General features: G+C 73.0%; 23 protein-coding genes. 1 reads left to right on the top strand and 22 read right to left on the bottom strand.

What is annotated here, in order from left to right; translation table 11 throughout:
• On the top strand, positions 1-1,596 hold a 1,596-nt coding region (locus J0670_RS04210), incomplete at its 5' end, for a histidine decarboxylase (protein ID WP_207809701.1).
• 76 nt (positions 1,597-1,672) lie between these two features.
• On the opposite strand, the gene J0670_RS04205 is transcribed toward J0670_RS04210, so the two are convergent.
• The 22 genes from J0670_RS04205 to J0670_RS04105 all read right to left on the bottom strand — a co-directional run bounded on the left by J0670_RS04205 (position 1,673) and on the right by J0670_RS04105 (position 25,389).
• The gene (locus tag J0670_RS04205; protein ID WP_207809699.1) at positions 1,673-4,423 is read right to left on the bottom strand and encodes a bifunctional YncE family protein/alkaline phosphatase family protein; all 2,751 of its coding nucleotides are present in this window, start codon (positions 4,421-4,423) and stop codon (positions 1,673-1,675) included.
• A gap of 4 nt (positions 4,424-4,427) precedes the next feature.
• The gene (locus J0670_RS04200; protein ID WP_243436515.1) at positions 4,428-5,807 is read right to left on the bottom strand and encodes an ABC transporter permease; all 1,380 of its coding nucleotides are present in this window, start codon (positions 5,805-5,807) and stop codon (positions 4,428-4,430) included.
• Positions 5,804-6,748: an ABC transporter ATP-binding protein gene (locus tag J0670_RS04195; protein WP_207809697.1), complete on the bottom strand. Its 945-nt coding sequence runs from the start codon at positions 6,746-6,748 to the stop codon at positions 5,804-5,806. Before J0670_RS04195 ends, J0670_RS04200 begins: the two co-directional genes overlap by 4 nt.
• Positions 6,749-6,850: 102 nt before the next feature.
• Positions 6,851-7,660, bottom strand: a complete 810-nt coding sequence (locus J0670_RS04190; protein ID WP_207809695.1) for an ABC transporter permease — start codon at positions 7,658-7,660, stop codon at positions 6,851-6,853.
• A gap of 7 nt (positions 7,661-7,667) precedes the next feature.
• Positions 7,668-8,564, bottom strand: coding sequence for an ABC transporter permease (locus J0670_RS04185; protein ID WP_307806373.1), 897 nt, complete (start codon positions 8,562-8,564; stop codon positions 7,668-7,670).
• Between the two features lie 4 nt (positions 8,565-8,568).
• Entirely contained in the window at positions 8,569-9,759 is a 1,191-nt protein-coding gene (locus J0670_RS04180) for an ABC transporter substrate-binding protein (RefSeq protein WP_207809693.1), read from the bottom strand.
• Positions 9,760-9,798: 39 nt separating this feature from the next.
• Positions 9,799-10,863, bottom strand: coding sequence for an ABC transporter ATP-binding protein (locus J0670_RS04175; protein ID WP_207809709.1), 1,065 nt, complete (start codon positions 10,861-10,863; stop codon positions 9,799-9,801).
• Between the two features lie 204 nt (positions 10,864-11,067).
• Positions 11,068-12,057 (bottom strand): hydrogenase expression/formation protein HypE, encoded by a 990-nt coding sequence (gene hypE / locus J0670_RS04170; protein WP_207809707.1) that lies wholly within the window; start codon positions 12,055-12,057, stop codon positions 11,068-11,070.
• A 79-nt stretch (positions 12,058-12,136) separates the two neighbouring features.
• Positions 12,137-13,261, bottom strand: a complete 1,125-nt coding sequence (hypD, locus tag J0670_RS04165) for a hydrogenase formation protein HypD (RefSeq protein ID WP_207809691.1) — start codon at positions 13,259-13,261, stop codon at positions 12,137-12,139.
• Positions 13,258-13,566, bottom strand: coding sequence for a HypC/HybG/HupF family hydrogenase formation chaperone (locus tag J0670_RS04160; protein WP_207809689.1), 309 nt, complete (start codon positions 13,564-13,566; stop codon positions 13,258-13,260). Before J0670_RS04160 ends, hypD begins: the two co-directional genes overlap by 4 nt.
• A gap of 6 nt (positions 13,567-13,572) precedes the next feature.
• Positions 13,573-15,882 carry a carbamoyltransferase HypF gene (hypF, locus tag J0670_RS04155; RefSeq protein ID WP_207809687.1) on the bottom strand — a complete coding sequence of 770 codons (2,310 nt, stop codon included), beginning with the start codon at positions 15,880-15,882 and terminating at the stop codon, positions 13,573-13,575.
• A complete protein-coding gene (hypB, locus tag J0670_RS04150; RefSeq protein WP_207809685.1) occupies positions 15,879-16,613 on the bottom strand; it encodes a hydrogenase nickel incorporation protein HypB in 735 nt (244 codons plus the stop codon). Before hypB ends, hypF begins: the two co-directional genes overlap by 4 nt.
• 5 nt (positions 16,614-16,618) lie before the next feature.
• Positions 16,619-16,915 (bottom strand): hydrogenase maturation nickel metallochaperone HypA, encoded by a 297-nt coding sequence (locus J0670_RS04145; RefSeq protein WP_207809705.1) that lies wholly within the window; start codon positions 16,913-16,915, stop codon positions 16,619-16,621.
• 7 nt (positions 16,916-16,922) lie between these two features.
• Complete coding sequence (locus tag J0670_RS40480; protein WP_374223063.1) at positions 16,923-17,027, bottom strand: hypothetical protein; 105 nt, start codon at positions 17,025-17,027, stop codon at positions 16,923-16,925.
• On the bottom strand, positions 17,021-17,527 hold the full coding sequence (locus tag J0670_RS04140; protein ID WP_207809684.1) for a hydrogenase maturation protease: 507 nt from the start codon (positions 17,525-17,527) through the stop codon (positions 17,021-17,023). The genes J0670_RS40480 and J0670_RS04140 overlap by 7 nt, the downstream gene beginning before the upstream one ends.
• The gene (locus J0670_RS04135) at positions 17,524-18,894 is read right to left on the bottom strand and encodes a hypothetical protein (protein WP_207809682.1); all 1,371 of its coding nucleotides are present in this window, start codon (positions 18,892-18,894) and stop codon (positions 17,524-17,526) included. Before J0670_RS04135 ends, J0670_RS04140 begins: the two co-directional genes overlap by 4 nt.
• On the bottom strand, positions 18,891-19,535 hold the full coding sequence (locus J0670_RS04130; RefSeq protein ID WP_207809680.1) for a DUF6084 family protein: 645 nt from the start codon (positions 19,533-19,535) through the stop codon (positions 18,891-18,893). Before J0670_RS04130 ends, J0670_RS04135 begins: the two co-directional genes overlap by 4 nt.
• Positions 19,532-20,179 carry a DUF5947 family protein gene (locus J0670_RS04125; RefSeq protein WP_374223062.1) on the bottom strand — a complete coding sequence of 216 codons (648 nt, stop codon included), beginning with the start codon at positions 20,177-20,179 and terminating at the stop codon, positions 19,532-19,534. Before J0670_RS04125 ends, J0670_RS04130 begins: the two co-directional genes overlap by 4 nt.
• Complete coding sequence (locus tag J0670_RS04120; protein ID WP_207809678.1) at positions 20,176-20,643, bottom strand: thioredoxin; 468 nt, start codon at positions 20,641-20,643, stop codon at positions 20,176-20,178. The genes J0670_RS04125 and J0670_RS04120 overlap by 4 nt, the downstream gene beginning before the upstream one ends.
• On the bottom strand, positions 20,640-22,424 hold the full coding sequence (locus tag J0670_RS04115) for a nickel-dependent hydrogenase large subunit (RefSeq protein ID WP_207809676.1): 1,785 nt from the start codon (positions 22,422-22,424) through the stop codon (positions 20,640-20,642). Before J0670_RS04115 ends, J0670_RS04120 begins: the two co-directional genes overlap by 4 nt.
• A gap of 94 nt (positions 22,425-22,518) precedes the next feature.
• Positions 22,519-23,565: a hydrogenase expression protein HypE gene (locus tag J0670_RS04110; protein ID WP_207809674.1), complete on the bottom strand. Its 1,047-nt coding sequence runs from the start codon at positions 23,563-23,565 to the stop codon at positions 22,519-22,521.
• 132 nt (positions 23,566-23,697) lie between these two features.
• Entirely contained in the window at positions 23,698-25,389 is a 1,692-nt protein-coding gene (locus tag J0670_RS04105) for a hydrogenase maturation protein (RefSeq protein WP_207809702.1), read from the bottom strand.
• Positions 25,390-25,400: the final 11 nt, after the last annotated feature.

Genomic DNA, 25,400 nt, shown 5'->3' with positions numbered 1-25,400 from the left:
GGCGGCGAGTTCGCGCTCCCCGCGGACGGGCTGGACGACGCCCGGCGGCTGCGCGCGCTCGACGCGGTGGACGAGTACCTGACCCGCAAGCGCAAGCACCTGGTCGGCTACCAGGCCACCCAGGACATGCAGGGCACCGCGCTGGACCTGGCCCGGTTCATGCCCAACAACATCAACAACCTCGGTGACCCGTTCCAGAGCGGCGGCTACAAGCCCAACACCAAGGTCATCGAGCGGGCCGTCCTCGACTACTACGCGAAGCTGTGGCGCGCCCAGGGCCCGCACGACCCGGCCGACCCGGAGTCCTACTGGGGCTACATGCTGTCCATGGGCTCCACCGAGGGCAACATGTACGCCCTCTGGAACGCCCGGGACTACCTGAGCGGCAAGGCGCTCATCCAGCCGCCGGCCGCCCCCTTCGACTCCCTGCGCTACGTCAAGGCCGCGCCCGACCGGCGCAACCCGAACGCCCACCACCCGGTGGCCTTCTACTCAGAGGACACCCACTACTCCTTCGCCAAGGCCGTCCGCGTCCTCGGCGTCGAGACCTTCCACGCCGTGGGCGTGGAGAAGTACGCCGACGAGTGCCCGCTGACGGACCCGGTGACCGGCCTGCGCAGCTGGCCCACCGAGGTGCCGTCCCGCCCGGGCCCGTCCGGCCTGTCCTGGGACGGCCCCGGCGAGATAGACGTCGACGCGCTCGCCGTCCTGGTCGAGTTCTTCGCCGCCAAGGGCCACCCGGTCTTCGTCAACCTCAACCTCGGCAGCACCTTCAAGGGCGCCCACGACGACGTCCGCGCGGTCTGCGAGCGCCTGCTGCCGATCTTCGAGCGGTACGGCCTGGTCCGCCGCGAGGTGGTCTACGGCACCGACCCGCGGACCGGGGAACCGCTGGTCGACCTGCGCCGCGGCTTCTGGATCCACGTGGACGGCGCGCTCGGCGCCGGCTACGCGCCCTTCCTGCGCCTGGCCACCGAGGAGCCGGAGGCGTACGGCTGGACCCCGGAGACGGCGCCGCCCGAGTTCGACTTCGGCCTCCGGCTGCCCACCGCCGAGCACGGCGAGGTCGACATGGTCTCCTCGATCGCGATGAGCGGCCACAAGTGGGCCGGCGCGCCGTGGCCGTGCGGCATCTACATGACGAAGGTGAAGTACCAGATCTCGCCGCCGTCCCAGCCGGACTACATCGGCGCGCCGGACACCACCTTCGCCGGCTCCCGCAACGGCTTCTCCCCGCTGATCCTGTGGGACCACCTGTCCCGCCACTCCTACCAGGACCAGGTGGACCGGATCCGTACGGCCCAGGAGCTCGCCGCCCACCTGGAGCGGCGGCTGGTGGCCCTGGAGCGGGAGCTCGGCGTCGAGCTCTGGCCGGCCCGCACCCCGGGGGCCGTCACCGTGCGGTTCCGCAAGCCGAGCCCGGAGCTGGTGGCCAAGTGGTCGCTGTCCTCCCAGGACGTGCTGATGGTCCCGGGCGACGAGACGACCCGGCGCAGCTACGTGCACGTGTTCGTGATGCCCTCGGTCGACCGGGCCAAGCTGGACGCGCTGCTGGCCGAACTCGCCGAGGACCCGGCGATCCTCGGCGCGCGGTAACGCGGTAACGCGGCAACGGGTGGGCCCCGGCCCGGCGCAACCGCCGGCCCGGGGCCCACCCGTCGTCAGGCCAGGATCAGCCGTCGTTCTCCGCCGACGGCAGGTACGCGCCGGGCACGTCGTCCGGCGCGTGGATCTCGCTCTCACCCGGGTACGGCGTGGTCCAGTTGTGCGTCTGGTACCACACCAGGTGGTTCATCTGCGCCGGGTTCGCCCGGTCCGGCGCCGCGTTCGGACCGGTCAGCCGCTGCTGCGACTTCCAGGCGTTCCACAGGCCCGCGACGGCCTGCTCCGCCGCCGGCGGCTCGGTGGTGACCGGCGCCGCCGCCGCGCGGAGGTCCTGCGCCCCGGGCACGTCGACGCCGCAGGAGGGCGGGGTCTTCAGGCCGTCGGTCAGCGAGGTCCGGTTGGGCACCGCGGTGAACGGCGTGTAGTCCGGCTGGTCGGTGAAGGCCGTGGCCATCGGGGTGGCCGCGCTGTCCTTCTGGTTCATCGGGTGGATCCCGAGGATCTGCTCGATGGTGCGGATCATCGTGATCTGCGAGTAGTAGCGGCTGTCGACGGCCCCGTGCTGCGCCCAGGGGCTGATGATCTGGATCGGGGCGCGGTGGCCGTCCACGTGGTCGAGGCCGGCCTGGGAGTCGTCCTCGACCACGAAGATGGCCGAGTCCTTCCAGTACGGGCTGTGCGTGATCTCGTCGATGATCTTCCCGGTCGCCAGGTCGTTGTCGGCGACCTGCGCGGCCGGGCTCGCCGGACCGCCGGTGTGGTCGCTGGACAGCCACAGCATGTTGAGGTTCGCCGGGCCGTTCTTCTCGAAGTCCTGCTTCCAGACCTGGTAGCGGTACAGGTCCGGCACGTCGGTGTCGAACCTCGGGAAGCCGGGCACCGACACGCTGTTGAGCGACGGGATCGGCGACGAGGAGTTGAGGGTGTAGGCGCTGCCCTGGCCGGTCGCGTCCATGTTCTTGCTGTCGCAGTACAGGTTCTGCCAGGTCGCGGCGTCGGGCTTGGTCAGGAACTGGTGGAACTCGCCGAAGTCGCGCACCGACTTGCCCGCCGCCTGCGCGCCCGTCCACAGGAAGCCCGACCGCTGGTGGCCCAGGGCGTCGTCCTCGGTGTCGTAGCTGCGCTCGTACTCGCCGGCCGAGGACTCGGTGTACTCCGGGTTGTCGGCCTGCATCAGCCAGTTGTGGCCCTCGGCGGAGTTCGTGCCGATGTCGTAGGTGTTGTCGTACAGCCCGAACTGCTCGGCCAGCGCGTGCTGGTTCGGCGTCACGTTCGCGCCGAACTGGGCCAGTGCCGGATCGCCGTTGCCGTCCGGGACGTCACCGAAGACCTGGTCGTACGTCCGGTTCTCCTTGACGATCAGGAAGACGTGCTTGATCGTCGACGGGTCGCCGATCCGGTTCGGCACGGGCACGGCCTTGGCCTTGTGCCCGTTCGCCGTCTTGACCGCGTTGTTGGTCCAGCCGTTCTGCCGGAAGACCTTGGCGGTCTGGGAGCGGATCTCCTTGTCGCTCGGCAGCGTGAACTGGGTCAGGCTGGAGGTGGTGTCGTGGGTCTTGTGCGCGCCGGTGCTGTTGGGCCTGCGGGCGTCGATGCCACGGGTGTTGGAGACGACCACCTTCGAGCCGACGGTGGTGATCTCCGCCGGGAAGTAGTCCGTGGGCAGCAGGCCGACGTAGCTCACCGGCTCCTGCGCGCCGGAGAAGCGGTAGACGGCCACCGCGTTGGCGCGGCCGAGGGTGACCAGCAGACGGCCGTCGTCGGTGAGCGTCACCGCGGTGGGCTCGTAGCCCACCGAGGCCTCCGGCCACGGCTTGGTGGAGACGGTCTGGACGACCTTGTCGTGCGCGGTGTCGATGACCGACACGTCGTCGGAGTTGGTGTCGGCGACGAACACCACCCCGTTCCTGGCGTACACCGCCGTCGGGTGCAGGCCGACGGCGATGGTCCCGACGGGGGCGGACGCGTTCGCGAGGTCGATCACGCTGACGGTGCCGGTGGTGGTGGCGCCGGTCTTGGGGTCGGCCGGCACCTGCGTGCCGTACGAGTTGATCGTGCTGTCGCCGGCCGTGGCCGCCCGCCCGCCCTCATTGGTGACGTACAGCTTCTGGCCGACCCGCACGACGCCGCGCGGCGCGTTGCCGACCGTCCAGCTCTGCTGGATCGCGCCGGTCGCCGCGTTGATCGCGACCACCCGGTTCTGCCCGTTGACGGTCGCGTACACCGTCGAGCCGTCGGCGGAGAACACCGCCCCGGACGCCAGCGCGTGCTTGTCGCCGTCGGCCGGGATCGGCACCGTGACGGGCTTGGACAGGGATCCGTCGGCGTTCACGGTGAACCTGGTGTAGCCGTCGAGCTGGCCCAGCCACAGCTGCGAGCCGTCCGGCGAGTACACCGGGGACTCCTGGCCGACCGAGCCGCTGGGGATGCGCAGCTCGTCCGCCTTGTTGGTGCCGACGCGCTGCTGCACCTGGCCGGTCTTGAGGTTCACCACGACCAGCGAGGCGTCGCCGTCGGCGACCGAGGCGGCCAGGTGGCCGCCGTCCGGGCTGACGGCGGACCCCATGATCTTGCCGTTGTTGAGGACGACGCGGCTGCCGTACGGGGCGATGTACTGGTCGCTGGAGATGACCTGGCCGTCGGCGGTGACCTGGCCGACCTGGTCCTCGCCGAACTGGTGGGTGGCCGCGAACGCGGTGCCGGTGGCGATGGCCACCGCCGTGATGCACGCCGTGGCGAGCGTGGCCCGGCGGCCCACCCGCCGGCCGAGAAGGACGGATCGTTCCTTCTGAACACGTCGACGACGTGTTACCTGCATGGCGTCATTCCTTCGTTGAGGAGGGGGAGAGCAGCTCGACCTGGCCGTCGAACTGCCACAGCGGGTTCGGTGCGTCCCCGGCCGGGGTGTGCACCAGGAAGTAGCCGTTCACTTCCTTCGGTCCGTCACCGTCGGCCTGGAGCCGGCCGTCCGAGGCGATGTCGAGCTGGTAGACCGCCGTCCCCGGCGCGGCCGTACCGGGCAGGTGCCAGGTGACGACGCAGCGCCAGTCGTTGCCCGGCCCCTCCGGGTCGACCTGGCCGTCGCCGCGTTCGCAGGCGGCCGTGACCTGGAGCTGCTCCTCCGTGACGGCGGGGCGGTGCAGCTGCTCGGTCTGCAGTCGGTACAGGTGCGCGAACACGGTGGCGACCGACCGCTGCACCTTCTCCTGCGAGATCCCCGAGCCCGTCGAGGGGGTGGCCACCGCGACCGCCCCGAAGCCCAGCGCGAGCAGTCCGGCCAGCGGCAGCACCCCGAAGGTGACCGTGCGCCGGCCCACGCCGTCCTCGCTGCCGTTGGTGAAGTCCCGCCGTACGAAGAGCAGGTAGGCCGCCGCCGTCGCGACCACGGCCCACACCAGGCTGACCGTGACGGCGATCAGCAGCTCGTCGAGCCGGGCGGGGGCGGTGAACAGCCCGTTCCAGGAGACGAAGGCGTAGCCGGGCAGGGCGAGGCGCAGCGCGACCGGCAGCGGCAGCATCTGGGCGAGCTGCATCGCGACCGCCGCCAGCGCGGGGACGAGCAGCCCCATCGGTGAGCGGCCCAGAAGGACGGAGCCGAGCAGTCCGAGGGAGGCCAGCGCCAGCGTGGGCGCCAGCGCGCACACCCAGGCCAGCAGCACGTTCCCGGCCGCGTCCGACGGAGACAGCAGGTGCCCGTCGACGCCGACCAGCGGGTGGTTCCCGACCGCCGCCAGCCCGCCCACCGTGCTCGCGGCCACCAACCCGGCCACCAGCAGCACGATCACGGTCCCGCTCGCCAGCGCCTTCGACACGAAGATGCGGCGCGGGGAGCGGACCGCGACCAGCAGGTGCCGCCAGGTGCCGAGCCGGTCCTCGGCGGCGAAGACGTCGCCCGCGACCACGGAGGTCAGCAGCGGCAGCGCCCACGAGCCCGCGAAGCCCAGCACCACCAGCGGGCCGGCCCAGCCGGTGGCGTGCATCCAGCGGCCGAACAGCGTGTCGGACGGCAGCGTGCCCTGCTGGGCCACCGCCGCCACGAACAGACCCGGCGCCGTCCAGCAGGCCAGCATCAGCAGCCGGATCCGCCACTGGGAGAGGAGCTTGACCAGCTCGAAGCGGTACACCCGGCCCAGCGGCACCCGGTGCGCCTCGGGGGCGGCGACCGCACCGGCCGCCGTCCTTCCGGCCGTGGCCGTGCTCATCGCTCATCCTCCTGAGGCTCGGTCAGGGCGAGGAACGCCGCCTCCAGGGGCGGCACCACGGGAGCGACCTCGCGCACCCCCACGCCCGCGTGCACCAGCGCGGCCACCAGCCCTTCGACGGCGGGCGCCGACGCGCGGACGACCAGCGCCTCGTCCCCGCGCCGCGCTTCGGCCTGCGCCACGGTCCGCACCCCCGCGGCCCCTTCGGCCACCCGCCGGGCGGCCGCCGGATCGGAGGTGAGCAGGCGGTGGTCGAGTTCGCGGCTCTCGGCCGCCAGCTTGCCGAGCGGGCCGGAGAAGCGGACGCGCCCGGTCGAGAGGATCGTGACCTCGGAACAGAGCGCTTCGAGGTCGTCCATGCGGTGGCTGGACAGCACGACGGTCACCCCGTCGTCCGCGAGCCGCCGCAGCGCCCGGTGCACGTGCTGCTTGCCGGCCGGGTCCAGACCGTTGGACGGCTCGTCGAGCACCAGCAGCCGCGGATCGGTGAGCAGCGCGGCGGCCAGTCCGAGCCGCTGCCGCATGCCCAGCGAGAAGCCCCGCACCCGGTCGTCGGCGACCTCCGTCAGCCCGACCTCGGCCAGCACCTCGTCGATCCGCCCCGTTCGGGTGTCCTGCCCGCGCAGGGCCGCGAGCGCGGCGAGGTTGCGCCGGGCGGTCAGCGACGGGTACAGCCCGGGCCCGTCCACGAACCCGGCCACCGCCTGAGGGGCGGCCAGGGCCCGCCCGACCGGTCTGCCCAGGACCTCCAGCTCGCCGCCGTCGGCGACGGCCAGTCCGAGCAGCAGCCCGAGCAGCGTGGTCTTCCCGGCGCCGTTCGGCCCGGCCAGCCCGTGGATCCGCCCGGGCGCGAGGTTCAGCTCGATGCCGTCGAGCGCGATGACGTCCCCGAAGCACTTCGTCAATCCGTGCGCTCGTACGGCGAGTTGCGTTTCGTCCATAGCCCCTTCTAGCAGTCCCTCAGGGACCGTAGGGGGTTGACGGGGCGTAGACAGGATCGCGCGGTTGAACAACAGGTGAAGCGGCAGGCGGTCGCCTCGGGGTCAGCGCCCGGGGGTGGTGTCGGCGGACAGCCGCTGCGCCACGTACACCGGGACCACCGAGAGCAGGACGAGCACGGCGGCCACCACGTTGACCACGGGGGCCTGGTTGGGCCGCGCCAGGTTGGCGTAGATCCAGACGGGCAGGGTCTGGACGCCGGGGCCGGCCGTGAAGGTGGTCACCACGATCTCGTCGAAGGAGAGCGCGAACGCCAGCAGCCCGCCCGCCAGCAGCGCCGAGCGCACGGCCGGGAAGGTGACGTACCGCAGCGTCTGGAAGGTGTGCGCGCCGAGGTCGGCCGAGGCCTCCTCGGCCGAGGGCGAGGTCCGGCGCAGCCTGGCGATGACGTTGTTGAAGACCACGACGATGCAGAAGGTGGCGTGCCCGATGACGACGGTGAGCAGGCCGAAGCCGACGCCCGCCGGGCCGAGCACCGTACGGAACGCGGCGTTGAGCGCGATGCCGGTGACGACGCCGGGCAGCGCGATCGGCAGGATCACCAGGAACGACACCGCCTGCCGGCCGAAGAACCGGTGCCGTTGGACGGCGAAGGCGGTCATGGTTCCCAGCACCAGTGCCACCAGGGTGGCCCCGGCCCCCGCCTGGAGGGAGGTGAGGAGCGCGGTGCGGGCGCCGTCGGACTGCCAGGCCCGCACCCACCACTCGGTGGTGAGCCCGGTGGGCGGCCAGGCGAAGGAGCGGTCCCGGTTGAGCGAGTTGAGGAGGACCAGCAGCAGTGGCAGGTAGATCACGGCCAGGCCCAGGACGACGGCCGCGCGCAGCGCGATCCGGGCACGGCGGGAGAGGATCATCGGCGTTCTACAGGGAGTCCAGGGCGCCCGAGCGGCGTACGGCGAGCAGGTAGCCGACGATCAGCGCCACCGGGACGCAGGACAGCGCGGCGGCCAGCGGCAGGTCGAGCGTCACGTTGTCGGCGATCGCGGTGCCCAGCACCTGGGTCTTCCCGCCGACGATCCGGACGGCGATGTAGTCGCCCAGGCTCAGGGAGAAGGTGAACACGGAGCCGGCGAACACCGAGGGCTTGACCAGTGGCAGCACCACCGAGCGGAAGGTCCGCCACGGGGAGGCGCCCAGGTCGGTCGAGGCGTCGAGGAGGCTGGCCGGCAGGTTCTCCAGGCCCGCGTGGATCGGCAGGATCATGTACGGCAGCCACAGGTAGGCGAGGACGACGATGACCGCCGCCGTGCCGTACCCGGGGCCGGCCAGCCCGAACGGCCTGCCGAGCCAGTCGAGGACACCGCCCTGGCTGAAGACGGTCCGCCAGGCGTACGCCTTGACCAGGTAGCTGGCCCAGAGCGGGGTCAGCACGGCGACCAGGAGGAGCTTGCGGGTGCCGGGCCGGGCGACCCGGGCCGTGTAGAAGGCCATCGGGAACGCCACGACGGCGTCGATCACCGTGACGGCGGCGGCGATGCCGAGCGTGCGCAGGGCGATCGACCGGTAGACCGGCTCGGTGAGGACGGTGTGGAAGTTGGCGGTGTTCCAGACCCGCAGGACGTCGTAGGTGAAGGCGTCGACCGTCCAGAAGGCCGAGAGGAACAGGACGGCGAGCGAGCCCAGGTAGGCGACCACCAACCAGGCCATCGGCGCCGCCAGCAGCAGCGTCAGCCGCAGTCCGGCGTGCCGGTGCAGGGCGGAGGCCACCCGCCCCAGGGCGCCTCGTCGTCGTGGAGGGGCCGCCGCGTCCGTCGCCACGGGGTCAGCCCTTGATCCCGGTCCAGGCCGCGGTCCAGGCGGCGTAGTCCGTGCAGGGCACCTCGCGGCCGTCCAGGCAGTTCCTGACCGGGGTGGTCCAGGAGTAGACGTCCTTCCAGTACGCGTCGTCGTCGGCGTGGAAGGTGGTGCAGAAGTTCCTGTCCGACGTCTGCTCGCAGGCCTTGGAGTTGGCCGGGGCCTCGCCGAACCATTCGGCGACCTGGGCGTTGGCCTTCGGCGAGACGATCCAGTTCATCCACTGGTAGGCGCAGTTGGGGTGCGCGGCCTTGGCCGACACCATCCAGGTGTCCGACCAGCCCGTCGCGCCCTCCTTCGGCAGCACCGCCTGGACGGGCGCCTTGTCGGCCTGCGCCATGTTGGCGATGACCTGCCAGGTGGTGCCGACCACGGTGTCGCCGGTCTTGAAGGAGTTCTCCGCCTTCTGGAAGTCGCTCCAGTACTCGCCGATCGCCTTGTGCTGGATCTTCAACAGGTCAACAGCGGCCTTGAGTTGGGCCTCGTCCAGGGCGTAGGGGTTCTTGATGCCCAGGTCGGGTGTGGTCTTCATCAGGTACAGCGCCGCGTCGGCGATGGAGATGGGGGAGTCGTAGGCGGTGACGTGGCCCGTGTAGGCCGAGGCGCCGTCGAAGACCACGCGCCAGGAGTCCGGAGCCGGCGTGACCTTGTCGGTGCGGTACATCAGCAGGTTGGCGCCGCGGCCGTGCGGGATGCCGTACATCCGGCCGTTCACCGAGTTCCACGGCTGGTTCTTGAGGCCGTCGAAGACATCCGCGTAGTTCGGGACCAGGTCGGTGTTGACGGGTGCCACGTCGCCGGCCGCGATCAGCCGGAGCGTGGCATCGCCGGACGCCGACACGACGTCGTACTGGCCGGTCTTCATCAGCGAGACCATCTCGTCAGAGGTGCCGGCGATCTTCGTGTTGACCTTGCAGCCGGTCTGCTGCTCGAAGGGGTGGACCCAGTCGACGTTCCTGTCGTCCGAACCGTCCTCGGCGTAGCCGGCCCAGGCGATCAGGTTCACCTGGCCCTCACCGGCGGCCAGGGTCTGGAGCATCGGCAGGTCCGGCGGATTCAGGCCGTGGGCGCCGGTCGTTCCGGTGGCGCCGCCACAGCCTGCGGCAAGCACGGCGGCGGTGATGGCGGCGGCCGCGCGGGCGATCGAGGGAGTGCGCATGCGACGGGTTCCTTCGTTGACGGGGAAGAGGTGGCCGGATCAGCCACCGACGCGGACGGTGTGCTTTCGCTGCCAGGCCAGCACGACGTCGGCGCCGCGATGGCGCGCGACCTCGGCCGAGCCCTCGTCGAGGTTCTGCCGGACGGCCGTCAGCCGCCCTCCGGCCTCCAGGTCCACCAGGAACCGGGTGTGGCCGCCCGCGTAGACGACCTCGGCCACCCGCCCCGGCGCCGACAGTTCGTCCGGCCCGGCGGGATTGTCCGGGTGCGCCATCCGGATCTTCTCCGGGCGGACGCTGAACAGCCCGGCCTCGCCCACGACCCGCTCGGCCGCCGAGCCGTCCAACAGGTTGGAGGTGCCGACGAAGCCGGCGACGAAGGCCGTGGCCGGGTGCTCGTACACCTCGGCGGGCGAGCCCACCTGCTCGATCCGCCCCGCGTTGAACACCGCGACCCGGTCGCTCATCGTCAGGGCCTCGTCCTGGTCGTGGGTGACGAACACGAAGGTGATCCCGACCTCGCGCTGGATCCGCTTGAGCTCCGCCTGCATCTCCTGGCGGAGCTTCAGGTCGAGCGCGCCGAGCGGCTCGTCGAGCAGCAGCACCTTGGGGCGGTTCACCAGCGCCCTCGCCAGTGCCACCCGCTGGCGCTGGCCACCGGAGAGCTCAGCCGGCCGACGCCGCTCGAAGCCGTCGAGCCGGACCATGGCGAGCGCCGCGCGCACCCGCTCCGCCCGCTCGGCCCTGGGCACCCGGCGGACCATCAGGCCGTAGCCGACGTTGCGTTCGACCGTCATGTGCGGGAAGAGCGCGTAGTCCTGGAACACCGTGTTGACGTCCCGGTCGAACGGAGCGAGACCGGTGACGTCGGCTCCGCCCAGCAGGACCCGGCCGGAGCTCGGCGTGTCGAAGCCTGCGATCAGGCGCAGCACCGTCGTCTTCCCGGACCCGGACGGCCCGAGCATCGCGAAGAACTCGCCCTCGCCGATCTCCAGGTCCACCCCGTCGACCGCGCGGACCCGGCCGTCGAAGGTCTTCGCCAGCGCTTCGAGCCGGACCGCCCCGGGGGCCGGAGCCGGCCGCGGCGAGCGCTCGCCGTTCCGCAGGTCAGGCGTTGAGTGGCGCGTCACGTCGGGCGGCCCTCCTGATCGGTGTCACGCACCGAGGTATCGGCACACCGGGCTCAACGACCGGCACCCCATCGGGGTACCGGTCGCATCACCGGTTCATCCGAACTCGTCCTGCGTGAAGGACCGTCCAGTGGCCCGTACCCCGGCCCGCTCCATCCGGAGGCGTTCCGCCGGGCGGCGTCAGCAGATGCGCGGCAGCTGCTCGCCCATCGGCAGGTCGACCACCCGGGTGCCACCGAAGCCGGTGCGGGCGACGACCATCCCGGGGTGGTCCTCGACGCACTCGCCGATCACCACGGCCTCCGCGCCGAGCGGGTGGGCGCGCATGGCGGCGAGCACGGCGTCCGCCTCCTCGCGGGGGACGAAGGCGACGAGCTTGCCCTCGTTGGCGATGTACATCGGGTCCAGGCCCAGGACGGCGCACGCGTTGGCCACCGGATCCGGAACGGGGACGGCGCGTTCGCTCAGTACGACGCCCACCCCGGCCGCCGCCGCGATCTCGTTGAGCGCCGCCGCCAGGCCGCCCCGGGTCGGGTCGCGCAGGACGTGCAGATCGGGGGTGGCGGCGAGCATCGCTTCGACCAGGCCGCCGAGCGCCGCGCAGTCGCTGCGCACCTCGACCCCGAACTCCAGGCCCTCCCGGACGCTCATGATCGCCACCCCGTGCAGCCCGATCGGCCCGCTGACGATCACCACGTCGCCCGGAACGGCCCGCTGCGGCCGGATGTCGACCCCGGTCGGGACGAGCCCGATGCCGGCGGTGTTCAGGTAGACGCCGTCCCCGTGCCCGGCCTCGACCACCTTGGTGTCCCCGGTGGCCACCTCCACCCCGGCGGTGCGGGCGGCGGCGCCGAGCGCCCGGGCCACCCGGTCCACCACCGCCAGCTCCACCCCTTCCTCCAGGATGAAGCCGCAGGACAGGTAGGCCGCCCGGGCCCCGCTCATGGCGAGGTCGTTGACGGTGCCGTTGACGGCGAGGTCGCCGATGCAGCCGCCGGGGAAGAACAGCGGCCGCACGACGTAGGAGTCGGTGGAGAAGGCGAGCCGGGCGCCGCCCAGCTCCAGCACGGCGGAGTCGCCGAGCCCGGCGAGGGCCGGGCCGCCGAAGGCGGGCGCGAAGAGGTTCTCCACGAGTTCGGCGGACATCGCCCCGCCGCCGCCGTGCCCCATCACCACCCGGGGGTGGTCGCGCAGCGGCAGCGGGCAGCTCCAGCCCGAGAAGTCGGGCCGCTCGGTGAGCAGTTCGGTGTCAGCCAACGGGGCTCGCCTCCACGGGTGCGCTCGGCGTGCTCAGCCGCCGGTAGAGGTAGTACGCGGCGCAGGCGCCCTCGCTGGAGACCATGGTGGCGCCGAGCGGGGTGCGCGGGGTGCAGACCGTCCCGAAGGCCTCGCATTGGTGGGGCTTGAGCAGGCCCTGGAGGACCTCGCCGCTGCGGCACTGGGCGGGTTCGCGGGTGGTGATCCCGGCGACGTCGAAGCGGTGCTCGGCGTCGTGGTCCCGGTAGCGCGGCGCCAGCCGCCAGCCGCTCTGCGGGATCACGCCGATGCCCCGCCAGGGGCGGTCGGTCACCTCGAACACGTCCTCCAGCATGGCGCGGGCCGCCGGGTTGCCCTCGGGCCGGACGGCCCGGGGGTAGGCGTTGTCGACGGTGTGCTCCCCGCGCTCCAACTGCCGTACGGTGCGCCGGATCCCCTCCAGGATGTCCAGCGGTTCGAAGCCGGTGACGACGATCGGGACGCGGTGGCGCTCCGCCAGCGCCGGGTACTCGCCGGTGCCCATCACGCTGCACACGTGCCCGGCGGCGAGGAAGCCCTGGACCCGGCAGTCCGACGAGTCCATGATCGCCTCGATGGCGGGCGGCACCCGTACGTGGGAGACCAGCATGCTGAAGTTGCGCAGGCCCTGCTTCCTGGCCAGGTGGACGGCCATGGCGTTCGGCGGGGCGGTGGTCTCGAAGCCGATGCCGAAGAAGACGACCTCGCGCTCCGGATTCTCCCGGGCGATGCGCAGGGCGTCGAGCGGCGAGTACACCACCCGGACGTCACCGCCCTCGCCGCGGACCCGGAACAGGTCGCGGTCGGAGCCGGGCACCCGCAGCATGTCCCCGAAGGAGCAGAAGACCACCTCCGGCCGGGCGGCGATCGCGAGCGCCCGGTCGATCACCTCCAGTGGGGTGACGCACACCGGGCAGCCCGGTCCGTGGATCAACTCGACCTCCTCCGGGAGGAGTTGGTCGATGGCGTGCCGGATGATGCTGTGCGTCTGGCCGCCGCACACCTCCATCAGCGCCCAGGGCCTGGTGACCGTCGCCCTGATGTCGGCGAGCAGCCCCGCCGCGAGGTCGGGGTTGCGGAACTCCTCCAGGTACTTCACCGTCCGGCCTCCTCGATGTCTCCTGCCGCGATGTCTCCCGCTGCCCGCGCCGCTTCCCACGGGTCCCCGAACTCCTCCTGGAGCAGCCCGAGTTCCTCGAACAGGCCGAGGGTGCGCCGGGCGGACTCCTCGTCCAGGCGCTGTAGCGCGAAGCCCACGTGGACGATCGCGTACTCGCCGACCTCCAGGTCGGGCAGGTACTCCAGGCACACGTCCTTGACCACCCCGCCGAAGTCCATCACCGCCATCCTGGTCCCGTCACGCTCCTCGATCTCCGTCACCCTGCCGGGCACCGCCAGGCACATCCGCTCTCACTCCTCCCGGGTGGCCGACCGGGCGGCCACCATCAGCTGGCCGAGCGCCAGCCCTCCGTCGTTGGGCGGCACCCGGCGGTGCCGCAGCACGGTGAAGCCGTCCTCCCCGAGGCCGCGCGCGCAGGCCGAGGAGAGCAGCGCGTTGGCGAAGACGCCCCCGCTGAGCGCGACGGTGGTGGTGCCGTGGCACTCCCGCGCCGCCGCGCAGATCCGCCGGACGAGATCGGCCACCGCGCCGTGGAAGCGCGCGGCGATCAGCCCGGTGGGGGCGCCCGCGGCCGCGTCCGCCGTCACCTCGGCCAACACCGGCCCGGGGTCGGCGATCCAGCCGTCCTCCCCGTAGAACAGGCCGAAGCCGTAGCCCGCCGCCGGACCGAACCCGGCGGCCGCCGCCTCCAGTTCGATCGCCGCCTGGGCCTCGTACCCGGCCCGGTGGCAGACGCCCGCGAGTGAGGACACCGCGTCGAAGAGCCGGCCCATGCTGGAGGTCGGCACGCAGTTCAGCCCGCGCTCCAACTGTCGCTCCAGCAGCCGGAGTTCATCCTCCGGGCAGGTCGCCACCGGCGGGAGTCCGGGCGTCCAGGGCAGCCCGGCCGCGCGCAGGTGCGCGAGCGCCGTCCGGTACGGGCGCTCGACGGCCGCGTCCCCGCCCGGCAGGGGCACGTACGCGAGATGGGCGAGGCGGCGGAATCCGTCGTAGTCCGCCAGCAGCACCTCGCCGCCCCAGATCGCGCCGTCCTCGCCGTAGCCGGTGCCGTCGAAGGCGACCCCGAGGACCGGGCGGCCGCCGTCCAGGCCGTGCTCGGCCATCACCGCCGCGATGTGGGCGTGGTGGTGCTGCACCCGGCGCACCGGGCGGCCGGCGGCCCTCCGCTCGGCGTGCCGCACCGAGCGGTAGCCGGGGTGCCGGTCGGCGACCAGCAGTTCGGGCCGCACCCCGCTGACCACGCCGAGCTGCTCGGCCGCGCGGTCGAAGGCGCGCAGCGTGGCCAGGTCGTCCATGTCGCCGACGTGGCCGGACAGCCAGGCATAGCCGTCCTGGGCCAGCGCGAAGGTGTTCTTCAGGTCGCCGCCGACCGCCAGCACCGGCCGTACGGGCACCGGCAGCGGGACCGGCAGTGGGACGTATCCGCGCGAGCGGCGCAGCGGTAGCCGCTCGCCGTCCACCACCCGCACCACGGAGTCCTCGCAGGGCACGTGGATCGGGCGGTCGTGGGTGAGCCAGCCGTCGACGAGCGGGGCGAGCGCGGTGCGGGCGTGCCGGTCGTCGGTGACGATCGGTTCGCCGGAGAGGTTGGCGCTGGTCATCACCAGGAGGTCGGGCCCCGGGGCGGCGAGCAGCAGGTGGTGCAGCGGCGTGTACGGCAGCATCACGCCGAGGTCGGGGCCGCGCGGGGCCACCGCCTCGGGGACCGCCGCGCCGGTGCGGCGCAGCAGGACGATCGGGCGCACCGGACCGGTGAGCAGCTCCCGTTCGACGGGGCCGACCGGCACCAGGGCCTCGACGGTGGCGAGGTCGCGGGCCATCAGGGCGAACGGCTTGTCGCCGCGCCGCTTGCGCCGGCGCAGCAGGGCGACGGCACCGGCGTCGCGCGCGTCGCACGCGAGGTGGTAGCCGCCGATGCCCTTGACCGCGAGGACGGCCCCCTCGGCCAGCAGCCGACGGGCCCGCGACAGCGCCTCCTCGCCGTCCAGGTCGGCGCTGCCGGGCACGGCCAGCGCGAGCCTCGGCCCGCAGGAGTGGCAGGAGACGGGCTGCGCGTGGAAGCGGCGGTCGGCGGGGTCGGCGTACTCCCGGGCGCAGTCCGCGCACATCGGGAAGCCGCTCATGGTGGTGTTGGCGCGGTCGTAGGGCAGCGCGGTCACGATGGTGTGCCGGGGGCCGCAGTTGGTGCAGCTGATGAACGGGTGCTGGTGGCGGCGGTCGGCGGGGTCCGCGAGTTCGGCGAGGCAGTCGGCGCAGACGGCGACGTCGGGCGGGATCAGAGTGGCGCGGGGGCCGTCGACGCGGGACGGCACGATGCTGAACCCGGTGGCGCCGGTCGCGGCGAGCGGCGAGTGGTCCACCGAGGCGACCCGGGCGAGCGGCGGCGCGTCGCCGGCCACCCGTCGGCAGAAGGCGTCGAGGGCCTCCCGGCTGCCCTCGACCTCGACCAGGACGCCCTCGCCCGTGTTGGTGACGCTGCCGGCCAGTCCGAGCTCGCCGGCCAGGGCGTGGACGAACGGCCGGAAGCCGACCCCCTGCACGAGGCCGCGGACGGCGACCCGCCGCCGCTCGCGGTCGGGTCGCGGGTCACCGGCCGTCACGCGTGCTCCCCCTCCGCGGGGTGCGCATGCCCGTGTCCGTGAGGGGCGGCCGCCATGACCGGCCGGTGCGGCTCGGCGCCGTCGAGCACGGCCAGCGCCCGGTCCAGCAGCACCCCGACCCCGTCGCCGGTCCGGGCCGAGGTGCGCACCACCTCCACACCGGGGTTGACGCGCCGGACGTTCGTCAGGAACGCCGGCTCGTCGAACTCGGCCGCTGCGGCGAGGTCCGCCTTGGTGACCAGCACCAGGTTGGCCAGCCCGAACGCGGTCGGGTACTTGAGCGGTTTGTCCTCGCCCTCGGTCACCGAGGCCAGCACCACCCGCAGGGACTCGCCGAGGTCGTAGGAGGCCGGGCAGACCAGGTTGCCGACGTTCTCCACGAAGAGCAGCCGGCACTCCTGCGGCAGCCAGCCGTCCAGGTGCCCGGCGAGCATCCGCGCCTCCAGGTGGCAGAGCCCGTCGGTCAGCACCTGCTTCACCGGCGCGCCCGAACGGGCCAGCCGCAGCGCGTCGTTCTCGGTGGCGAGGTCGGCGGTCAGCGCCGCCGCCGCCACCCCGCGCCGCAGGGCCAGCCCCAACTCGGCCTCCAGCAGGGCGGTCTTGCCGCTGCCGGGGCTGGAGAGCAGGTTCACCGCGACCGTTCCGCGCGCGGCCAGCGCCGCCCTCAGCTCGCGGGCGCTGTCGTCGTTGCGGGCGAGGACCGCCTGGCGGAGGTCGACCGTGCGGCACATCGGCATCAGCCTTTCTGTTCGGCCGGGACGTCGGGGCGCCCGTGCTCGGCCCACTCGACGTCGAGGATCTGGAGCTCGCGCCCGGACAGCAGCTCGACGCCGCCGCCGGAACAGCTCCGGCAGCCGAGGTCCGGCGGCATGCCGACGGCCCACTCGGCCGCGCAGGACGCGCAGCGGGCCCGCGCCGGGACCGGTACGGTGTGCAGCGCCGCGCCCTCCACCAGCGTTCCGGCGCAGGCGAGTTCGAAGCAGAAGTCGAGGGCCTCGGGCACCACGCCCGGGGCTGCACCGTTCGCAGCAATGCGCGCCTCACATCCGGGAGATGCGCAGGTAGCGCCTGATGTCCGGCAGGCTCTGCCAGACCATCGCGCCGATCCCGGCCAGCAGGGCCGCGCAGAACAGTTTCCTCAGCATGGTGTCGTCTCCCTCTCCGGTTGCGTGGCCTCGTCCACGACCCGCAGGACCATGTGGACCGCCTCCTCGACGGCGGCGGCGACGGGGGCGCTCAGGCCGATGCCCTCCTCCAGCGACGCCGGCTCGCAGCCGACCACCAGCACCCGGCCGGGCGGCTCGCCGCCGGTTCCGGCGGCGAGCGCGGCGAGCAGCGCGAGGACGGCGTCCGGCCCCATCCGGTGCCCGTCCAGCACCGGCGCCTTCAGCGGCTCGGCGGCCGCCTCGATGAGGCGGACGGTGCCGGGCGCGCCGCCGCGGCAGGTGGTGTCCACCAGCACGGCGGTCCGGTAGCCGTCGAGCAGCCGGTACGCCAGGTCGACGCCGCGCACGCCGACGTCGACCACGTCGACGCCGTCCGGCAGCGGGTGGGCGGACAGCCGGCGCACGGTCTCGACGCCGAACCCGTCGTCGCCGAGGAAGACGTTGCCCACCCCGGCGACCAGCACCGTGCTCCTCGTCATGGCCCCTCCAGCGGGGTGACCTCGTCCGGCTGGAAGTACCGGAAGCGCCCCTGCGCCCGCCACAGGTCCGCGCCCGGGTCGTCCTCGACGGTGACGGCCAGGTGCACCGAGCCGTCGACGTCGTGCAGCACCGCCTCCACGACGCCGGTCCGCCCGTCCAGGAAGAGGTCCTGGGCGTCGGTGCGCCGCCGGCCGGGCCGCAGCAGCACCCGGCTGCCGGCCCCGACCTCGCGGCCGTCGACCAGCACCCTGTCCCGCTCGGGGTCGACCTGCGGGTCGTCGCCCGGGTCCCACCAGGGCGGCGGCGCGTCGTGATCGTCGCCGGTGACCTCGCGCAGCCCGCGGATGGCGCCGTGCAGACGCTCCAGCACCTCGGGCGGCAGGGAGTCCGCAAGGTCGATGACGGCGCCGGCCCGCTCGTCGGTGCCGCGGGCCTCCCGCTTCTCCTGGTTGGTCAGGGCCGCGGTGCGCAGCGCCAGGATCTCGTCGATCTCGGTGGCGTCGTACAGGGCGCCGGCGCTCTCCGGGGCGATGCGCGGGTGGTCCTCCAGGATGATCGGCGAGGACAGCACCACCTGGCGTCCGCCGTCCGGCCCGGCCAGCACGGGCCAGGTGCGCTCGTTGCGGCACCCTTCGACGGCCGGCCGGGCCCACTCGGGCGGGTCGGTGGCCGACAGGAACCGGCCCTGCTCCAGTCCGAGCAGCAGGTGGGCGGAGACCAGGGAGCGCGGCAGCGCCTCCTCGCGGGTCGCGCTCCGTCGCGGTACCCAGTCGGAGGCGTTCTCCACCTCCACGGTCAGCCGCTGCGCCCGGTACGGGCCGGGCAGTTCCTCGGCCCGCAGCCGCACCAGGCCGTCGACCTGTTCGCGGCGCCGCACCAGCCGTCCGACGGCGGAGCCGTGCTCGCGCAGCAGCTCGGTCTCGCCCAGGCCCGGCAGCCGGAACGCCCGCTGCACCTCCCCGCCTGTCAACTCTTCGACGGGAAGCAGGAGTTCGATCCGCTCCTCGACGCCCTCGTCCCACTCGACGAGCACCCGGTCGGCCAGCTCCAGCCGCTCCACGGGCTCGAACCCGCCGGTGGCGGTGGCCTGTTCGACGGTGCGCCGCCGCACGCGCAGGAAGCGCAGCTCGACCGCCAGCCGGTCATCGGCGCGCGCCTCCATCACGCACTCGGTGCGCTGGTGGGAGTGCTCGCCGCCGTGCGCGGTGTACTCGGGCGGCACCAGGACGCCGAACTGCCAGCGCAGCCGGTTCTTGGCCGCCGAGGCGCGGTACGGGTAGAGCACGTAGCCCTCCAGCAGCACCGCGTCGGCGATCTGCCGGGCGGCCGCGAAGCCGCGTTCGATCGCCTTGGGGAGGCCGCTCACCGGACCTCCTCCTCGATTCCCGCCGTCGCGAGCAGCTCGCGCACCGTCGCCTCCCAGGAGGGCAGGGCCCGCCGGGAGCGGTAGGCCAGCAGGTCGTCCATCACGCCCTCCGGCAGGCGCAGCCAGCCGCAGCCGGGGAAGTGCCGCTCGATCGCCTCCCGCCAGACCCGCACCGGCATCCGGACCCGGGCCTCCCGGTCCCAGGGCACGGGGGTGACGTGGAAGCCGCCGGGGCCGGAGAAGGCGGTGCCGGAGAACAGCAGGAGCAGCGGCACCTCGCCGCCGTCCAGCGCCCGGAAGTAGCGGGCGGAGGCCACCTCCAGGTCGTAGCTGCACGGCACCTCCAGGTCGGCCTCGGTCTCCCCGGTGAAGGCGGGCACCATCAGCGGCACGGTGGCGAGCTGGATCGGGTTGAGCGTGCTCGCCCAGCGCTCCCGCTCCCCGAACAGGTCGCTCAGCCGCCCGCCCTCCGGCTCGCCGTACGACCGGCGGCCCGGTTCGATCCGCAGCTGGCACCGGAGGGCGAGGGCGTGCACCCGGGTGTCGGCCGGTGCCGTGATCCGCAGCCGGAACACCAGCGTCGGCGCGGCCGCGTACGGGTCGGGGCGCACGCCGGTGCAGGCGAAGCCGAGCGCCGTCATGCCGTCACCTCCGCGGGCAGCGGGCGGGCCCGGGCGGCCAGCCGCTCGAAGAACGCGTCGAGTTCGGCCCGCGCCTCGGCGCCGCCGTCGAAGCCGTGCCAGCACCGCCGCAGCCGGCCGACCAGCTCGTAGCAGAGGTCGATCGGCACCAGGAAGCACTCCACGCGCCCTTCCGTGCGGCGCAGCAGCAGCGCCTCCACGTCCGGTTCCAGGGCGGCGGCCAGCCGGCTGCCGCCGAGGGCGCGCTCCCAGGCCTCCTCGTCCAGCTCGCTCTCGGTGGCGCCGGCCGGCCCGGGGTAGAACGCGAGCAGCCGCTCCAGCACGGCGCTGCGGAACAGGAAGGCCGTGCCGACCGGGATCCCCAGCACCGACCAGGCCCGCTCGTCCACGTCGCCGTCCGGGTCGACGAGGCAGCGGTCCGGCACGGCCCGGTAGCGGCCGCCGGCCGCGCCCGGCTGCTGGAACAACAGGCCACAGGCGGTGCAGGCGCAGGCCAGGGCGCGCTCCTCGACGTCCACCAGGTGCCGGTGGCCGGGCGGGAGGTCCCGGCCGCAGAACTCGCAGCGCTCGGGCCGCGGCGGGGCCGGCTCGCGCAGCCGGCGCAGCAGGGCCGTCCCGTCGCGGGAGACCCGCCGGGTGTTCACCGCGCCTCCGCGGGCAGCGGCGGGCGGGTGCCGATCTGGAGCAGCCGCGGGGTCCGCTCCAGTTCCAGCGCCGTCACCTCGGGCGCGTGGCAGGCGAGGGCGGCCTCCACGTCCTGCTCCCCGCAGCCGCAGCCGGAGGCCGTCCGGCGCAGCCGCAGGGTGCCGGTGGCCGGGTCGAAGCCGAGCACCTCGACCCGCTCGGGCAGGGCGGCGAGCGCCCGGTCGATCCGGGCGGCCAGGTCCTCGGGGTGCAGGTCGTGCAGGAGCAGCAGCCCGGCCACCGCCGGGTCGTCCAGCATCCGCTCCAGGGCGGGCGGGGGCAGGGCCGGGACGATCCTGGCCAGGCCCTCGCCGTAGAACTCCATGAGGTCGCGGACGAGCTGCTCGCCCGCCTGCCCGGCTCCGCTGTCGGCGAGGGCGTCCAGGGCCTCCTGGATCCGCAGCCCGGTCTGCTCGGCCGTCATGCGGCGAGCCCGCTCAGGCCGGTGGGCACGTGCATGGTCTGAAGGGTGCGTCCGCCGCCGACGTACATGTGCACGCCGCAGGGCAGGCAGGGGTCGAAGCTGCGCACCGCGCGCATGATGTCGATGCCCTTGAAGTTCTCCGGGGAGTTCTCCTCGAAGATCGGCGTGTTCTGCACCGCGTCCTCGTACGGGCCGGGCGTGCCGTAGCTGTCGCGCACGCTCGCGTTCCACGGGGTGGGCGGGTACGGGTGGTAGTTGGCGATCTTCCCGTCACGGATCACCATGTGGTGCGAGAGCACGCCGCGCACGGCCTCGGTGAAGCCGCAGCCGATCGACTCGTCCGGCACCTCGAAGCGCTCCCAGGTCTGGCTGCGCCCGGCGCGGACCTCGTCGAGAGCCTTCTCGGCGAAGTGCAGGGCGGCGGCGGCCGCGTACGCCTGGAAGTAGGTGCGGGCGCGGTTGCGCTCGATGGCGTTGCTCCACTGCGGGATCTTCCACTCGAAGGTGACCTCGGGCTTGGTCATCGAGCGGGGCAGGTTGATCTGCACGCTGTGGCCGGTGGCCTTGACGTAGCCGATGTCGACCAGCCCGGACAGGGCGGTGGACCACAGGCGCGCGATCGGGCCGCCGCCGGTGTCGAGCGCGAGGTGCTCCGTGCCGTCGAACCAGCGCGGGGACATCACCCAGCTGTACTTGTCGTCGAAGTTCCGCTTCTGCGGGGCGGGGATGGTGTGCTGGTTCCACGGGTGCCGGGGGTCGACGGGGTTGCCCAGCGGGTCGTGGGTGACGAAGAGCTCCTTGCCCTGCCAGTCCTCGTAGTAGGAGCTGCCGAGCAGGATGCGGATGCCGAGGTTGATCCGGGTCAGGTCGTTGGTGACGAGCTTGCCGTCCACGATGACGCCAGGGGTGACGAACATCTTCCGGCCCCAGTCCGTCATGTTGCGGTACGTGAAGTCGCAGTGGTCCGGGTCGTTGAGGCTGCCCCAGCAGCCGAGCAGGACCCGCCGCCGGCCGACCTCCTCGTAGCCGGGCAGGGCCTGGTAGAAGAAGTCGAAGAGGTCGTCGTGCAGCGGCACGACCTTCTTCATGAACTCGACGTAGCGCATCAGCCGGGTCAGGTAGTCGGTGAACAGCTGCACCGTCGCGACCGTGCCGACGCCGCCCGGATAGAGCGTGGAGGGGTGCACGTGGCGGCCCTCCATCAGGCAGAACATCTCCCGGGTGTACCGGCTGACCTGGAGTGCCTCGCGGTAGAACTCGCCCTCGATCGGGTTGAGCGAGCGCATGATGTCGGCGATCGTCCGGTACCCGTGGTCGGCGGCGTGCGGGGCCTCGGTGCGCTCGGCCTGTTCGAGGACGCCCGGGTTGGTCTCGCGGACCATCTTCTCGCAGTAGTCGACCCCGACCAGGTTCTCCTGGAAGATGTTGTGGTCGAACATGTACTCGGCGGCCTCGCCGAGGTTGATGATCCACTCGCCGAGGTGAGGGGGCTTCACACCGTAGGCCATGTTCTGGGTGTAGACCGAACAGGTGGCGTGGTTGTCGCCGCAGATCCCGCAGATCCGGCTGGTGATGAAGTGTGCGTCGCGCGGGTCCTTGCCGCGCATGAAGACGCTGTAGCCGCGGAAGACCGAGGAGGTGCTGTAGCACTCCGCGACCTTCTTCTGCTTGAAGTCGATCTTCGTGTGGATGCCCAGGCTGCCCACGATCCGGGTGATCGGATCCCAGGACATCTCGGTCAGGCCGCTGCCGTCGCCGGCTGCCCTCGTCGGTGTCGCCATCGTGTGTGTCGTGCCCTTCTCTCGTGGCCTTCGGTGCGGATCGGGGAGCGTGGGCGGCGGGCCGCGCACCGGTGGTGCGCGGCCCGCCGCGGTGTCACCAGGGCGGGCGGTACCCGGTGGTCAGGCGGCGGCCGGTGCGGCGCCACTTGGGTTCCTTGTCGACGGTGTGCTGCGTGATCGAGCGCAGCCGGCGGACCAACGACCCGTAGGCGGTGCTGGCGGTCATGGAGACGCGCGAGCCGGGCGGCGGGTCCATGAAGGGCATGAACTTGTCCGGGAAGCCCGGCATGGTGCAGGCGATGCAGATGCCGCCCACGTTCGGACAGCCGCCGACGCCGTTGATCCAGCCGCGTTTGGCGACGTTGCACTTGACGACCGGGCCCCAGCAGCCGAGCCGCACCAGGCACTCCGGCGTGCCGTAGTCGGTGGCGAACTGGCCCTGCTCGTAGTAACCGCCGCGGTCGCAGCCCTCGTGCACGGTGGCGCCGAACAGCCAGGCGGGCCGCAGCTTGTCGTCGAGCGGGATCATCGGCGCGGAGCCCGCCAGCTGGTACAGCAGGTAGGTGAACGTCTCGGCGAAGTTGTCGGGCTGGATCGGGCAGCCCGGGACGCAGACGATCGGCAGCCCCGCCTTGGACTTCCAGTCCCAGCCGAGGTAGTCGGGCACGCCCATCGCGCCGGTCGGGTTGCCGGCCATCGCGTGGATGCCGCCGTACGTGGCGCAGGTGCCGATCGCCACCACGGCGGTCGCCTTGGAGGCGAGCCGGTCCAGCCACTCACTGGTGGTGACGGGCTGCCCGGTGGCGGGGTCGTCGCCGAAGCCGCACCAGTAGCCCTCCTTCTTGATGTTCTCGTTGGGGATGGACCCCTCGACGACCAGGACGAACGGTTCCAGCTCGCCGCGGTCGGCCTTGAAGAACCACTCGACGAAGTTGTCCGCGCCCTGGACCGGGCCGCACTCGAAGTCGATCAGCGGCCAGTGCACCGCGACCTTGGGCAGGCCGGGCAGCGCGCCGGTGACGATCTCCTCGATGCTCGGCTGCATCGCGGCGGTCAGCGAGACGGAGTCGCCGTCACAGCTGAGGCCGGCGTTGATCCAGAGAACGTGCACCACGTCGGTGTCGGTTGCTGCAGCACCCATGAGGATGCCTCCTCGGGGATGGGAGCCGGACGAAATGGCTCGGAGCCAGTCATAGCAACGGTTCGCTCCGGGCGCCGGTCCGCGGACCGGGCCGATGCCCCGGGGAGCGCGAACCCGGCGGGGCCGTTCGGGTCACGTTCGGGAGAGGAGCCCGGCGGGTGCTGGGCGCTTGCGGACGAACGCGGATCGCAGCGCGTGGTACGGCGATTCGGGTGTGAAGAACTGCCCGCGCATCACCGCGAGCTCCTCCTCCCGGTAGGAGGCCAGCGGTCTGGCCCGCTCGTCCGCCCTGCGTGCGGCCTTCTTGGCCGCGATCCGCCCCTGGACGACGGGCGAGGCCGCGAACAGCCCCGCCAGGTGGGCCGCGCTCGGGGCGAACTCCTCCGGTCCGCAGTCGAGCACCCGGTCGACCAGGCCGATCCGCTCGGCGGCGGCCGCGGACACCGGCAGCGCCTGCCCGGTCAGCCGCTCGGCCTCCGCCGCGCCCACCCGGCGCGGGAGGGTGTACGTCCAGTACTCCGACCCGTACAGCCCCATCAGCCGGTAGTGCGGATTGAGGACGGAGCCGGCGCGGCACCACACCTCGTCCGCCGCCCGGGCCAGCATCACGCCTCCGGCGGCCGCGTTCCCCCCGACCGCCGCGACCACCAGGCGGTCGGTCGTCGTCAGGACCGCGGCGACCAGGTCGTCCATCGCGGTGATGTTCGCCCAGGACTCGGCGGCCGGGTCCGGCGCGGCCTCGATGACGTTCAGGTGGATGCCGTTGGAGAAGAAGTCCCGGCCGCAGCCGAGCACCAGCACCGAGGTGGGCCGGCCGAGGGCGAAGCGGTACGCCTCCAGCAGGCGCCGGCAGTGGTCGGAGGACATCGCACCGCCCGGGAAGGAGAAGCACAGGAAGCCCGCCGGGCCGGCCTCGTGGTAGGCGATGTCCGTCCAGCCGGGGTCCACGTCGTCCCCCGGCATCAGCGGCGCCGCCACCTCCGGCAGCGGGGGCAGCAGGGAACCGAGAGCGGTCACCGCCGGGAGCTTGAAGGTCGCGGGCCCGCCGGGGGCGCGCCGCCGCCGCAGTTCCGGGATCCACACCGCACCGTCCGTGGTGGCCCGGCACAGCGCCCCGGCGCGGGTGGCGAGCAGCTCGCCCGGTCGGCCGCGAAGGTGCGGCTCGCGGTGCCCGCCGTGCAGGTACCACTCGCCGCCGCACAGCACGTCGAGCACCCCGGGCTGGGAGTCCGCCGCGCGGAGCTTGCGCAGCACCGTGTCGGTGCGGTCCTTCGCCCAGTCGATCCGGCGCTTCTCCTGTCGCAGCACGGGCCGCTCGCGCACCGTGCCCCACCAGCCGGGGCCGTGCTGCGGCTGCGGCGCGTACGTGCCCGAGGCGAAGCGCTCCACGGCGAGCAGGGCGGCCGACACGGCCGCGTCGGAGACCTCGTTGCGGTACAGGTCGCTCTTGCCGCGCTCGGGCAGTCGGCAGTGCGCCCAGGCCCAGACCGGGCCCGCGTCCATCTCCGCCTCGGCCTGGAGCACCGTCACGCCCCACTCGGTGCGGCCCTCCTGGATCGCCCGGTCGAGGGAGGAGGGCCCCCGGTCGCCCGGCGGGCCGGGGTGGACGATCAGACAGGTGAACTCCGACCAGACGTCCGGCGGGATCGCGGTGCGCAGCATGGGCGCCAGCACCAGGTCCGGCCGCAGGCGGCGCACGGCGGCCCGCAGTTCGCCGTCGTCCCCGGCCACGTGGACGTCGACCGTGTGGTGCCGGTCGCGCAGTTCGGCGTGGAGCCGCTGGCTGAGGCTGTTGAACGCGCTGGCGAGGAGCAGGATCCGCATGTCCGCCTCCG

The sequence above is a fragment of the Streptomyces sp. FH025 genome (assembly GCF_017427025.1).
GTDB lineage: Bacteria > Actinomycetota > Actinomycetes > Streptomycetales > Streptomycetaceae > Kitasatospora.
This window is presented reverse-complemented; position numbering and strand designations above follow the sequence as displayed.

Coding starts and splice junctions, on each gene's coding strand:
- J0670_RS04205 (WP_207809699.1), bottom strand. CDS start 4,423: ATGCAGGTAACACGTCGTCGACGTGTTCAGAAGGAACGATCCGTCCTT.
- J0670_RS04195 (WP_207809697.1), bottom strand. CDS start 6,748: ATGGACGAAACGCAACTCGCCGTACGAGCGCACGGATTGACGAAGTGC.
- J0670_RS04120 (WP_207809678.1), bottom strand. CDS start 20,643: ATGACGGCCGAGCAGACCGGGCTGCGGATCCAGGAGGCCCTGGACGCC.
- J0670_RS04105 (WP_207809702.1), bottom strand. CDS start 25,389: ATGCGGATCCTGCTCCTCGCCAGCGCGTTCAACAGCCTCAGCCAGCGG.
- J0670_RS04140 (WP_207809684.1), bottom strand. CDS start 17,527: ATGACGAGGAGCACGGTGCTGGTCGCCGGGGTGGGCAACGTCTTCCTC.
- hypB (WP_207809685.1), bottom strand. CDS start 16,613: ATGTGCCGCACGGTCGACCTCCGCCAGGCGGTCCTCGCCCGCAACGAC.
- J0670_RS04180 (WP_207809693.1), bottom strand. CDS start 9,759: ATGCGCACTCCCTCGATCGCCCGCGCGGCCGCCGCCATCACCGCCGCC.
- hypE (WP_207809707.1), bottom strand. CDS start 12,057: ATGGGGCACGGCGGCGGCGGGGCGATGTCCGCCGAACTCGTGGAGAAC.
- J0670_RS04200 (WP_243436515.1), bottom strand. CDS start 5,807: ATGAGCACGGCCACGGCCGGAAGGACGGCGGCCGGTGCGGTCGCCGCC.
- J0670_RS04160 (WP_207809689.1), bottom strand. CDS start 13,566: ATGTGCCTGGCGGTGCCCGGCAGGGTGACGGAGATCGAGGAGCGTGAC.
- J0670_RS04110 (WP_207809674.1), bottom strand. CDS start 23,565: ATGGGTGCTGCAGCAACCGACACCGACGTGGTGCACGTTCTCTGGATC.
- J0670_RS40480 (WP_374223063.1), bottom strand. CDS start 17,027: ATGCTGAGGAAACTGTTCTGCGCGGCCCTGCTGGCCGGGATCGGCGCG.
- J0670_RS04115 (WP_207809676.1), bottom strand. CDS start 22,424: ATGGCGACACCGACGAGGGCAGCCGGCGACGGCAGCGGCCTGACCGAG.
- J0670_RS04130 (WP_207809680.1), bottom strand. CDS start 19,535: ATGACGGCGCTCGGCTTCGCCTGCACCGGCGTGCGCCCCGACCCGTAC.
- J0670_RS04190 (WP_207809695.1), bottom strand. CDS start 7,660: ATGATCCTCTCCCGCCGTGCCCGGATCGCGCTGCGCGCGGCCGTCGTC.